General features: G+C 57.9%; 10 protein-coding genes and 1 pseudogene. 2 read left to right on the top strand and 9 right to left on the bottom strand.

The window, feature by feature from the left end; all coding sequences use genetic code 11:
* Positions 1–14: 14 nt before the first annotated feature.
* From AC2FIB_RS16520 to AC2FIB_RS16485, 8 genes are all read right to left on the bottom strand, one after another.
* Entirely contained in the window at positions 15–785 is a 771-nt protein-coding gene (locus tag AC2FIB_RS16520) for an SDR family oxidoreductase (protein ID WP_496736489.1), read from the bottom strand.
* Positions 782–1,822 carry a zinc-dependent alcohol dehydrogenase gene (locus tag AC2FIB_RS16515; protein WP_496842414.1) on the bottom strand — a complete coding sequence of 347 codons (1,041 nt, stop codon included), beginning with the start codon at positions 1,820–1,822 and terminating at the stop codon, positions 782–784. The genes AC2FIB_RS16520 and AC2FIB_RS16515 overlap by 4 nt, the downstream gene beginning before the upstream one ends.
* Positions 1,822–2,919 (bottom strand): mandelate racemase/muconate lactonizing enzyme family protein, encoded by a 1,098-nt coding sequence (locus AC2FIB_RS16510; RefSeq protein WP_058277402.1) that lies wholly within the window; start codon positions 2,917–2,919, stop codon positions 1,822–1,824. The genes AC2FIB_RS16515 and AC2FIB_RS16510 overlap by 1 nt, the downstream gene beginning before the upstream one ends.
* Positions 2,919–3,914, bottom strand: coding sequence for an ABC transporter permease (locus AC2FIB_RS16505; RefSeq protein WP_170403549.1), 996 nt, complete (start codon positions 3,912–3,914; stop codon positions 2,919–2,921). The genes AC2FIB_RS16510 and AC2FIB_RS16505 overlap by 1 nt, the downstream gene beginning before the upstream one ends.
* A 3-nt stretch (positions 3,915–3,917) precedes the next feature.
* Positions 3,918–4,895, bottom strand: coding sequence for an ABC transporter permease (locus AC2FIB_RS16500; RefSeq protein WP_496736484.1), 978 nt, complete (start codon positions 4,893–4,895; stop codon positions 3,918–3,920).
* Positions 4,880–6,415: a sugar ABC transporter ATP-binding protein gene (locus AC2FIB_RS16495; RefSeq protein ID WP_496736482.1), complete on the bottom strand. Its 1,536-nt coding sequence runs from the start codon at positions 6,413–6,415 to the stop codon at positions 4,880–4,882. Before AC2FIB_RS16495 ends, AC2FIB_RS16500 begins: the two co-directional genes overlap by 16 nt.
* 67 nt (positions 6,416–6,482) lie before the next feature.
* Positions 6,483–7,457 (bottom strand): ABC transporter substrate-binding protein, encoded by a 975-nt coding sequence (locus AC2FIB_RS16490; protein ID WP_170558391.1) that lies wholly within the window; start codon positions 7,455–7,457, stop codon positions 6,483–6,485.
* A 54-nt stretch (positions 7,458–7,511) separates the two neighbouring features.
* Positions 7,512–8,978, bottom strand: coding sequence for an aldehyde dehydrogenase family protein (locus AC2FIB_RS16485; RefSeq protein WP_496736479.1), 1,467 nt, complete (start codon positions 8,976–8,978; stop codon positions 7,512–7,514).
* Positions 8,979–9,144: 166 nt separating this feature from the next.
* Between AC2FIB_RS16485 and AC2FIB_RS16480 the strand changes: the two genes are divergently transcribed.
* Together AC2FIB_RS16480 and AC2FIB_RS16475 are read left to right on the top strand one after the other, a co-directional pair.
* Positions 9,145–10,245, top strand: a complete 1,101-nt coding sequence (locus AC2FIB_RS16480; protein WP_234899403.1) for a LacI family DNA-binding transcriptional regulator — start codon at positions 9,145–9,147, stop codon at positions 10,243–10,245.
* Between the two features lie 10 nt (positions 10,246–10,255).
* Positions 10,256–11,893: a GMC family oxidoreductase gene (locus AC2FIB_RS16475; RefSeq protein WP_496736477.1), complete on the top strand. Its 1,638-nt coding sequence runs from the start codon at positions 10,256–10,258 to the stop codon at positions 11,891–11,893.
* Between the two features lie 143 nt (positions 11,894–12,036).
* On the opposite strand, the pseudogene AC2FIB_RS16470 reads toward AC2FIB_RS16475, so the two are convergent.
* Positions 12,037–12,741, bottom strand: a pseudogene (locus AC2FIB_RS16470) (IS6 family transposase).
* Between the last annotated feature and the right edge of the window lie 46 nt (positions 12,742–12,787).

Here is a 12,787-nt window from a genome sequence, read left to right as displayed (position 1 = left end):
GAGCGTTGTCAGTGCTAACGCCCCATCCAGCCCCCGTCGACTACAAGGATTTCACCGTTGACGAAGTCCGACGCAGCAGAGGCCAGAAAGACCACCGGTCCGGCAAAATCAACGGGCGTACCCCAACGGCCTTGGGGTGTTCGTTCCAGGATCGACTTCGACCGGACCGGATCATCCCGCAGGGCTTGGGTGTTGTCAGTCGCGATGTAGCCAGGCGCGATCGCATTCACGTTTACGCCCTGCCCGGCCCATTCGTTGGCCAAGGCTTTGGTCAGCTGTCCAATCCCGCCTTTCGAGGCCGCATAGCCCGGAACGGTGATGCCGCCCTGAAATGTCAGCAGCGATGCAGTGAAGATGATCTTCCCCGAGCCGCGCGCCAGCATGTCCTTGCCGATCTCGCGTGACAGAACGAACTGCGAGGACAGGTTCACCTCCATCACTTCGTCCCACCAGTCGTCCGGGTGTTCGGCGGCAGGTTTGCGTTTGATCGTGCCGGCATTGTTGACAAGTATATCAAAGATTTGTCCGTCGGCCCTCAACTGATCAATGAACCCATGCAGCGCGGCGCGATCCGAGAAGTCGCATTGGTAGGCCCGGAAATTGCGTCCCATCGCCGTCACGGCTTTTTCGACATCCGAGCCAGACAGCTCGAGCGAGGCGGACACTCCGATGATATTGGCTCCGGCCGATGCCAATGCTTCGGCCATACCGCGCCCGATACCGCGTTTGCACCCGGTCACAAGGGCCGTCTTTCCCGTCAGGTCGAAACTTTGCAAAACACTCATGAACGCGGTCCTACTTCGATCAGGCTTTTCATCGCGGTTGGGCTGCGATCCAGTGCTTCGAACGCGGCCTGAATGTCTGCCAGTGGGCTGACGTCCGTGATCACAACATCCGCGTCCACTCCGCCCGAGGCGACAACTGCAATGGCTTTCTCGTAATCCTCTGGCTCATAGACCCGAGCACCGATCAGTTGCAGCTCTCGCCAGAAGAACTGGAACAGGTCTATCTGAGGTTTTTGAGCATGAATCGCGACCATTACGATCCGGGCCCGAGTCGCGGCAACGGCGGTCATTGCATCGACACCGGGCTGCGTTCCTGACACCTCGAAAACCACATCTGCCCCTTTGTCGCCCGTGCGCGCATTGATTGTGGACACTAGGTCGGTTTCGGTTGGGTTGATCGTGTCAAAGCCAAGTTTTTCAGCTATCGCAAGACGGTTCGGATTCACTTCGGAAATTACGACATTTCCACCCGCGTCCCGCGCAACCATGGCAACCAGGATGCCAATCGGGCCGCCGCCGATAACGACAACGTCCTCTCTAGGTTGCAGGTCAGACAGCCGCACATCGTGGCAGGCAACGGCAACCGGCTCGATCAGCGCCGCGTGATCCATGCGCAAGTCATCCGGCAGAACGTGCAACGTGTGGGCCGGAACAGTCCAGATCTCTTGCATCGCGCCATCGGTGTCGAGGCCGAGAAACTTGAGATTCTGACAGATATGCTGATGCCCCCGCTTGCAAGCTGGGCATTCTCCGCAGTGATCAAGCGGTCGGACAACGACCTTCTGGCCGGGTTCGACCGTATCGACGCCCTCGCCCACCGCTTCGACGACACCTGACATCTCATGCCCAATCACCCGGTTCAGGCCGACGCGGGCATCCATGTTGCCGTGGTAGACGTGCATATCCGTCCCGCAAATCCCGCAATAGGCAACGCGAACGGCAACCTCGCCTAGGCCCGGAGCAGTCGCTTGGGCTTGCTCTACAGCAAAGCTCTTATCGCCCCTGTAGTATGCCGCAGAGATCGTCTGGGTCGTCATTATTGCATCTCCTTGTGTTCCGCATTCAATTTTTCCCAGTCGAACTCCACTCCGGTTCCCGGGGTATCCGGGGCTACGGCCAGACAGTCTTCCACAACCAGCGGACGGGTCGTGTACTGGTCTATCGGAAATGAGTGTACTTCCAGCCACCCTGCGTTGGGTTGCGCAGAAACAAGGCTGACGTGCAGTTCCTGCATCCCATGACTGCAAACCGGAATGCCGTGTTGTGCGCTTAGCGCGGCCACGCGCAGCCAGCCGGTGATTCCACCGCAGTTTGAGGCATCGGGCTGGATAAAACTCAGTTTCGCGTCATCAAAGGCGTATTCAAATTCGTGTATGGTGTGCAAGTTTTCACCCATGGCAAGGGGAACGCCCGTCGCTTCGACAATTCGGCCATAACCTTTGTAGTCGTCTGGAATTGTCGGTTCCTCGAACCACAGGATATCGCAGTCGGCGAACCCTCTGGCAGCGACGATGGCCTGTTCGACACTCATAGAGTAATTCGCATCGACCATGAAGAACCGGTCCGGCCCCAGCATCTCGCGCACCGCCCGGGCACGTGCAAGATCGTCGGCCAGGTCTGGTTGACCGACCTTGATCTTGACTGCGTTGAACCCACGCGCAAGGTACCCTTCGGTCTGACGCAGCAGTTTCTCCAACGAGAAATTCAGGTCGATCCCGCCGGCATAGGCCTTGCACCTTTTCGACGCTCCACCGGCCATCTGCCACAATGGCGCATTCTGCGTTCTGCCGCGAATATCCCACAGTGCAATATCCACGGCCGAGATGGCAAACGAGGCGATCCCGCCCCGTGCGACGTAGTGCACGTGCCACTGCATGGCATCGTACAGGCTTTCGATCTGTTCGGCGTCTTGTCCAACAAGGAACGGTGACAGGTCATGCTTGATCATCGCCAGAATGGCGTGACCACCCTTGCCCCCGGTATAGGTATACCCGACCCCCTCGACCCCATCCGAGGTTTGAATGGTGACCGTGATCAATTGAAAAAACGTGTGATCCCCATGTTTGGCGTCGACCAGGACCTCTGCGAGCGGAACGTTGAACAGCCGCGCTGATACACTTTCTATGCGATTCATTAACCCAAGACCTTCTGCTGCCTGGCAATAACCCGAGACTGTAAAAGGATGACCGCAAATAGAAAGCCTCCACGTATGACCATTTGCCAATAGGCACTGAAACTGATGGTGCCCTGACCGTTTTCAAAGTTTAGAACGTTGAAAACCAGCCCCAGCAACAACGCGCCGGCGACCGTCGCAGGGATCGATCCCATCCCACCCGTCAACAAAGTGCCGCCTACAACCACGGAAGCGATAGCTGACAATTCCCATCCGATGCCTTCAAGGGGTTGCCCAGCTCCAAAACCCGAGGCCAGAAAGACTCCGGCCAGCCCCGCACAGCCACCCGACAGCAGGTAGACAAAAGCCTTGGCGCGATTGACCTTCAGGCCCATGAGGTTCGAGGCATCCTCGCTGCCACCGATCGCCAAGACGGTCCGCCCGATGGTGGTTCTTTCCAGCACCAGCCAAAGTGCCAGAGTCAGTCCGGCCACGATGACGATTGCCCATGGAAACAGGCCAAACGCCTGCCCCATGCCAAGCTTGGTGAAGTTCGACCCCCAATCGACCGAAATTGTCTGGGCGCCCGAAATCACCAATGCGCCGCCTTTTGCGGCCAGCATGGTGGCCAGCGTGGCGATGAAGGGCGGGATCCGAAGGATGATTATGCAAAAGGCGTTGATCGCCCCGAAACCAACCCCGGCAAGAACGGCCCCCGGCAACGCAACCTGAATCCCATACGGGCTGAGATAGGCCGCAACAACCGAGGTAAAGGCCGCCACTGATCCGACCGACAGATCAATCCCGCCGGTCATGATCACAAAACACATGCCCAGCGCAATCGCGATGAACATCGCGTTGTAATTCAGGAAAGACGAGAAATTGTAGGCGCTGCCAAAGTTGTCATAGCGCATCAGCCCGAACAGAATCAAAGCCAGCAGTGCGATCCAAACCGTCACCGAGGCCGAATTACGCCGAAGGTATTTTCGCAAGTCAAAAGCCGTTTCATCCAACATCGATTAAGCCCTCCGAAACTGCTGGACCCAAACGGCCAGGATAATGATGACGGCCTTGGCGATCAGTGCAACTTCGTCCTCTACCCCGTTGGCCAACAATGTATATTTGACCAACTGGATGATGACGGCACCCAGTATGGCACCAAAGATCGGCGCTCGCCCGCCTTGCAAAAGAGCCCCGCCAACAACCGCGGCCGCGATGGCATCAAGCTCCATCAGATTGCCGTTGCGCGCGGCGTCCGAGGCCGAGTTGATTGCAACCACGATCAAACCGGCTAGGCCCGCAAGCACCGCGCAGATGACATAGGCCCCGATCTTGACCCGTCGGACGGGACCACCCGACAGATAGGCCGCGCGTTCATTGCCCCCTATGGCCAGCAAGTAACGGCCCCATGTGGTTCTGGTGATCACCCAAAACAGCACACAGGCAATGGCCAGCGCCAGCCAGCCCTGGAACGGCAATCCAAGCACTTTTCCAGTTCCAAGATAACTGAATGAAGGGTTTGAAAACGTCTGCAAGTTCCCGTTCGTCAGGACTTGGGCAATACCGCGACCAGAGATGAAGAGAATGAGCGTCGCAACGATGGGCTGCACGTTCAACACGGCAACCATCACGCCGTTGAATACCCCGCATAGCCCCGCAATGAACAGCGGCAGGACAATGGCCAAAGTGACGCCTAGCATCGGATTGGCAGAGCCCAGATCCGACAGAAAGATCAACGGAGCAAGCGCCCCCGCCAGCGCCATGACCGCCCCAACCGACAGATCGATCCCACCCGTGGCGATTACCAGCGTCATCCCCATGGCCACGATGGCGATCGTAGCGACCTGGCTGATATTTACGAACAGGGTTTGCAGTTGCAGGAAATTAGGTGTGAAAAACGCGTTGAACACCAGCAGGGCGACTAACGCGGCGATGCCGCCGTGAAAGCGGAAGGTCATTGATGCGACCCGTTGCGGCAACTTCATTGCGCGTTCCATGAACCAGTTCCTTCTTCATGATGCGCAAGCGCGCGCACCAGTATGTTCTCGGTGACCCCGGGGTTGGTCAGTTCCTTGACCGAGCGTCCCTCGTGCATGACCACGATGCGATCGGCGCCTTCCACCAGTTCTTCGAATTCCGAACTGATGAGAACGACGCCAAACCCCTTCTCGACATAAGACCGAATGAACGATTGGATCTCTCGCTTGGCGCCAACATCCACGCCTCGGGTCGGCTCGTCGAGTATCAGGATGTCGGGCTGCGTCGCCAGCCAACGGGCAAGCAGCACCTTCTGCTGGTTGCCGCCGGACAATTCGCGAATGGGTTGGTCCATATGCGCCGCCTTGATGCCCAGATCGTCGATAAAGGCCTGAACAATCTCGCGCTCGCGGGCAAAGTCGATTTGACCACGACTGGCCAGTTTCGGCAGCAGGGCCAGCGTCATGTTCTCGCGCACGGACATGTCTGGAATGATCCCTTCGGCCTTGCGATCTTCGGTCAGAAAGCCGACGCCGTTTACGATCGCGTCACCCGGTCCGGACGGTTGCCCGACCACGCCATGCAACTCGATTGCGCCGCTGCGTTTCCCGTCCACTCCGAACAAAGCGCGCGCCGCCTCGGTCCGGCCTGAGCCCAGCAATCCGCCCAGCCCAACGATTTCCCCGCGGTGGAGAGTGAGGTCGAAATGCGTCAGCCGCGGGCCTGTTGAAACAGAGTCCGCCCGCAAAACGATATCGCCTTTCTTGGCCTTGGCACCTGCGAAGTCCGTCAAACCGTCTGCCGCGATCTCATCCTTGTTGCGGCCCAGCATGTCCGCGATCATTTCCAGTTTGGTCGTATCCTGGACGTTACGCGTTCTGACGGTGCGCCCATCTCGCATCGTTGTGACTCGATCGCATATTTGGAACAGCTCATCGAGGAAATGCGAAACATAAAGAACAGACACGCCCTGTTTCTTCAACTCGCGCACAACACCGAACAGCACCTCGACTTCGCTGGCATCCAGCGACGACGTGGGTTCGTCCATGATGACAAGTTTCGCATCCAGCGAAACAGCCCGCGCAATCGCAACCAACTGCTGGATCGCTGTCGAGAAATTTCCTAGCGGCTCGGTCACGTCGATATCTATGCCAAAGCGCGTAAGAACCTCGCGTGCGCGCCTGTTGCCCTCGCGCCAGTCGACCAGAAAGCCGAGACGTTTGGGTTCGTACCCCATGATGATGTTTTCAGTCACTGACCGCAGCGGCACCAGGTTGAGCTCTTGATAGATGGTGGCAATTCCGGATTCCTGCGCTTCGCGCGGAGTGGAAATGCGGCTTGGCACACCCGCCAGATGAACGTCGCCGGCATCCCGATCGTAAACTCCGGTCAGAACCTTGATCATCGTCGATTTGCCCGCACCGTTCTGGCCGATCAGCGCATGAACCTCGCCGGGCGCGATTTCCAGGTTGGCCTGGCTAAGTGCCGGCACGCCGGCAAAGGACTTTTCAATTCCCGACATCGAGACGAGCGCATTCATGAGATGTCTTCCTCCGATTGCTTGCAGGTGGCGCCGACCACAGGCCAGCACCACCCACCAGGGAGAATCAATAGGCTTCGTCGATGTGATCGGCCGCATTGTCCTTGGTAAAGATGCGATCTTCGACTTTCACCCATTCCGGGATCGCCTCGCCAGCCGCGTATTTATTCATGACTTCACAAGCCAGAGGGCCGAAGAAGGGTGAGCTTTCCACCGTCACCCCCATCTTGCCATCGATAATAGCCTGAAGTGCATCGCGTGTCCCGTCGATCGAAACGATGGTCACGTCCTCGCCAGGCTTGCGACCGGCCAGTTCCAGAGCCTGGATCGCACCGATTGCCATCTCGTCATTGTGGGCGTAGACCACGTTCACATCGGGGTGCGCCTGCAGCAGGGTTTCCATCACCTGACGACCCAGGTCGCGCGCAAAGTCACCGGTCTGAGAAGCCACGATCTCAAAGCGGTCATCCGTTGCAATCGCGTCGTCGAAACCTTTTTTGCGGTCATTTGCAGGTGAAGAACCAGTCGTGCCTTCCAACTGGACGATGACGCCATTGTCGCCGTCGAAATTCTCCATCAGCCACTGTGCGGCACGGTTGCCCTGATCAATGAAATCCGACCCAAGGAACGCCACAAAATGCTCGCCCGGCTTGGCAACGGCCGGATCAACCGAGCGGTCCACCAAAAAGGTCGGGATTCCCGCGGCACGGGCCTTCATAACGGCTGGGATCAACGGCTTTTCTTCCCGCGGGGGCAGGAACAGAACGTCGATGCCTTGGGCGATCATGCTGTCCACATCCGCAACCTGCTTTGCTGCAGATCCGGCTGCATCCGTCGCGATAAGGTCCCAGCCGCAGGCCTCGGCCGTGTCATGGAACGATTTTGTCTCGGCAATGCGCCACGGATTGTTCGACTCCATCTGCGCAAAGCCGACCTTGTAGCGATCCTTCTGCTCAAGCGGTGGCAGATCCTGCGCTATCGCAGTCGTGCCCAACAGCGCACCCGCGACAACCGTCGAGATCAAAAGAGTTCTGCGTTTCATGGTTATTCCTCCTCCATTGGTGCGGTCGCCTCCGTTTTGACCGCGAGTTTTAGGTCATGCCCAATTCATGTAAGTCGTCTGTTTCCTCAGATAGCCATCGAAGCCATACGCGCCGTCTTCGCCCCCAACCCCGGACAAACCCCAACCGGTGTGAAATCCCTGTACGGCCTCACCATTGGAGCGGTTCAGGTACAATTCGCCGAACTTCAAACGGCTCGGGGCCTCCATCAATCGCCGGTGCGATGCCGTAAAGAGATAGGCGGACAGCCCGAATGACGTGTCATTCGCAAAACTTATCGCCTGATCAAAATCATCGACTCGCATGGCTGTCGCCACGGGTCCAAAGACCTCCTCCTGCATCGCGGCATTGCCGTTGTCGGAGACCTCGAGAACCGTTGGGGACATCCAGTGCCCTTCGCGGTGCGCGCCGTCCGTCAAAGGCCCGCCTTCCAGATGGACCGTGGCACCTTCGGCGATGCTGCGCTGGATGATTTCGGCGACCTTGGTCATTTCGACCTTGCTGACTTTGGGCCCCAGGTCGCAGTCCTCCATCGGATCTCCGATCGACAATGCGCGGGCTGCTGTCACGAATTTTTCCAAGAACTGATCCGAAATACCGCGATGCAGATACATACGCTCGTTGCAGGTGCAAATCTGGCCGCAATTGGCAAACCGGGCGGCAATGGCGGCCGAAACAGCAGCGTCAATATCCGCATCCTCCATCACGATGAACGGCGCCTTGCCGCCAAGCTCGAGCCGGACAACCTTGATCCGGTCGGCCGCGGCGCGAAAAATCTCTTTACCGGCTCGTGTGCTGCCGGTCATTGTGATCAGTGAGGTATCGGGGTGTTCGACCAACCGCTGCCCTACCACCGGCCCCTTGCCTGTCAGAACATTCAGAACACCGGGCGGAAACCCGACCTTTTCGGCAAGCTCGGCGATCGCGAGACCGGACAGCGGCGTGATTTCGTGTCCCAACAGAACAACAGTGTTGCCCGCGACCAGCGCAGGCCCGACTTTCCTGGCGGCCAATGCCAGCGGATAGTTCCAAGCCGTCAACGCAACAACAACGCCATAAGGATGACGCCGGATCTGGATTTCCTCGGACTTGTTGTCCGATGCCACTATGTCACCCGAAATCCTCCGGGCCTCTTCAGCCGCATGGCAAAGAAAGGTAACAGCGGCATCAACTTCACTTCGGGCCTGCGTGATGGGTTTGCCCTGCTCGACCGTGATCAGAGCGGCCAGACGCCCGGCGTCAATCCGGATGGCTTCGGCCAACCGCTGAACCAGTCGCGCCCGCTCGATCGCCGGGCGCGAGGACCACGAGCCAAAAGCACGATGGGCCGCCTCGACGGCCGCATCCGCATGAGCGGCACCGCCATCTGGAACTTGCGCAACGATCTCTTCATTTGCAGGGTTCTCGACACCAACCGTGTCCGCGTCAGAGTCGGTAAAGCGGCCATCGATGAACATCGAATGCCGAACCACCTGACCCAACTCCCCCACTACAGACCGCAATTTCGCCTCCCGCGCTTACTCGGTCAGACCACATTGGCGACCCCACCATCGATCAAAACACTAATAATATTATTTCGTCAACACTAATATTAATTACTATTCACTAATATTAGTTGCGCGTCCTCCGTATTGTCGATAAAAAGGAAGCGAACAAAAAGGTTGAGCGATGAACGATCAAGCGAACAAGGCCGGGCAGCACAGGGGCGTGGGACGAGTCGCGGGCCGGCAGCGCATAACGATGCATGATATTGCACGCGTCGCCGGGTGCTCACAGACGACAGTATCGCTGGTTCTAAACAAGAACGATTCCGTCAAAATCTCCGAGGACACAAAGCAAAGAGTCCTGGACGCCGCCAACACGCTTGGATACGCCATGCCCTCTCAACTCAGGAAACCACAGAACAGCGCGCCTCGGCCCTCGGCGTTAGACGGCACCATCGCTTTTGTCGTGGACGATCTGGCGTCGAGCCCCGAAATGGTAAACGCGTTTAATGGCGTGAAACAGGCCGTTCGGGACACGGGAAATCTTGTATTGCTGGCAGAAACCCAAAACGACCCCGAGGTCGAACCCAGAACGCTTAGGTATTTCCTCGACCAACAGGTTGCGGGCATCATTTACGCAACCGTTTTCACCCGGCGGGTGGTCGTTCCGGAAATCCTCAGGCAGACCGCAACCCCGGTTCTGCTGCTGAACTGCTTTTGCGACGACCTCTCTTTTCCTGCGGTGATCCCCGGTGAAGTCGCCGCTGGACATACGGCGACCAACGCCCTGATCAAGGCGGGGCACAAACGAATCGCCACCATCACCGGCGAGCCGTTCATGGAATGCGCCGCAGGGCGAACGACCGGGTACAGAAACGCCCTTGCTTCCGCCGACATCCCATTTGACGAGGATTTGGTCATCGAGGGCAACTGGCTGCCCAGCGCAGGCTATGCTGCCACGCGCGAATTGATGGACCTGCCCTCTCCGCCAACCGCCATTTTCTGTCAGAATGACCGAATGGCAATCGGCTGCTATGAGGCGCTCAAGGAACTTGGCCTATCCATCCCCGAGGACATCTCGGTCATCGGATTCGACGATGACGAAACCGCGCGACACCTGTCGCCACCCCTGACCTCGATGATCCTTCCAACTAGGGCGATGGGACGCTGGGTCATCGAACAGTTGTTCCACGGTCCGACGGATGGTCAGCGACACCCTCTCGTGAAGCTTGAATGCGAACTGGTGGAGCGCGACTCGATCAGCGAACCCAAACGCCGGGCCTGAAGGCGAACTCGTGACGGAAACCTTCGATCATATCGTCATCGGCGGCGGCTCTGCCGGCGCAGCCGCTGCAGCGCGACTGGTCAACCAGGGCAAGTGCAGGGTTCTGGTGCTGGAGGCCGGGCATTCGCACCGCCATCCGTTGCTGGACATGCCGCCGGGTATCTTCAAGATGATCAACGGGTCCAAGTTCATGACCTACCACCAGACCGAACCGCAGGACCACCTGGACGGTCGCGTGCATGACATTCCGCAGGCCAACGTGCTGGGTGGCGGGTCGTCTGTGAATGCCCAGGTCTATATGCGTGGCCGCCCTTCTGATTATGACGCGTGGGAAAACCTGCTCCGACAGACCAACGACAGAGTCGGCTGGGGATGGGATGATGTGCTGCCCTACTTCCGCAGGATGGAAGACAACAACAGGCTTCACAATGACCTGCATGGCAGCAACGGTCCGGTGCAGGTCTCGGATCCGGGGCATATCGACGACATGTCACGTTGGTTCGTTCAGTCGGTGCAGGCCCTTGGCGAACCATTCAACACGGACTTCAACGGCGCAACGCAGCGCGGTGTCGGGTTCTATCAGTTCACCAATCGCGCCGGTAAGCGCAGTTCGTCGGCTTATGCTTTTCTCGCCCCTCTCGAGACGAACCCGAACTTGACCATCCGGCTTGGCGCAACGGTCAGCAAAGTCATCATCGAAAACGATAAGGCCGTCGGCGTGCAGTATCGAGACAAACGCGGAGCCCACACGGTCCGGTGCGATGGTGAAGTTGTCGTTGCGGCGGGCGCTCTGGTGACGCCAAAAATCCTAATGCTATCAGGCATCGGACCTGATGCACATCTTGCCGATCACTGTATTCCCGTGATCTGCCCATTGCCGGGGGTTGGCCAGAACCTGATTGACCACCCCGAAGTTCCAATTACCGCCTTTGCCAACGGTCCCTACGGATACTTCAAACAAGGTGAGGGCTGGCGGATGCTTCGCAACGGCATCCAGTTCAAACTGTTCGGCAGCGGACCGGTGACTTCCGCCGGAGTCGAAGCCGGCGCGTTTGTCAATCCGTCGATTCCTGATGGAGAACCGACCATCCAAGCCTTTTGCGTGCCAATTGTTTATCTGGATCGCGACGCTCTGGACGAGGTGCAGGATGACTTTGGCCTGACCGTTACGACCGTCGTGGTCAAACCGAAATCACGCGGAGAGGTCCGACTTCGCTCGGCCGATCCTCACACCATGCCAGTGGTCTCGCCCAACCTTCTGAAGCATGAAGACGATATGCAAGAGATGATCCGGGGGCAGCGGTTCTTTCGCCGGGCATTCACGTCGGGCCCGCTTGCTCAAAGGGTTCGCGAAGTCGTCATTCCGATAGCGGACGACGAACAGACGCTGCGAGCACATTGTAAGAGATTCGTAAAAACCAACTATCACCCGGCGGGCACTGCCAAAATGGGTCGGGACGGCGACGGAATGGCAGTGCTGGACGCCAGAATGCGTGTGCGCGGGATCGAGCGCTTACGGGTTTGCGACATGTCCGCAGTGCCTGACATCAACGCCGGCAACACAAACGCACCTGCCATGATGCTTGGCGAACGATGCGCCGACCTGATCCTTGGCATCGGATCAGCACGCGAGGGACGCAATTCTTAACCTAAGCTGCGGCGTCGTCCGTCATTGATCCGATTTCTGGCGCAAAAAATGGCGTCGCGCTGCCCGCCCGACCGAAAACGGATTTCCCTAGATGTTTTCCGACTAATTCGAACTAGCCTCAGTTTGTCGCGGAAACCGCGAACCTATCCGGAACAAAGTTGACGCCACTCGCTAAGGGCGGCGGCGCGGGTCAGCTTGAATGTATCTCTGCTGGTGAGATCGCTCCTTGTTAAAGTGGTTGTAGACGGAGGAATGGACGGAGGCGAATGTCTGTAAACTTCGCACCCGTATGAACCGCTGCATTACGCGTTCGCGTCTTCGAAACGGCAGGTGCGAATTCTCGACGCAGTTGTTGAGCCACCTGCCCGTCCTTTGTTTTTCGGTAACGCCAAGCTCTCTGAGAGCGGCTCTGTATGAGGCAAAGCGATCCGTGACGATGGTTTCCGCTTTGCCGTGTCGCTTCATCAATTTCTCAAGGAATTTCAATGCTGCAGCATTGTTTTGGCGCTTGGTGACAACAGCTTCCAGTACCTCGCCTTACTGATAAACGGCCCGCCAAATATAATGCCGCTTGCCATTTACCTTCACGAAAACCTCGTCAACGTGCCACTTCCATTTGGAGAACGCGCGCAGCAGCTGAACACGCTTCCGCCTTATATCAGCAGCAAACATCGGGCCAAACCTGTGCCACCAAAATCGAACAGTTTCGTGGCGCACGTCGATGCCTCGCTCGTGCAGCAGATCTTCGACATTCCGAAGCGAGAGCGGGAAAGGATGTACAGCATCACCGCAAAGCGGATGATCTCGGGACTGGTTTTGAAGCATTTAAATGGTGATCGTCTTTCCATCCACAAAGGCTATGAATGCCCCCTTGCCCGCCTCAAGCCAAGTTCT

The organism is Ruegeria sp. YTSA072, from assembly GCF_059610285.1.
Note: the sequence above shows the minus strand (reverse complement) of the source record. Positions and strands in the feature narration are given on the sequence as shown.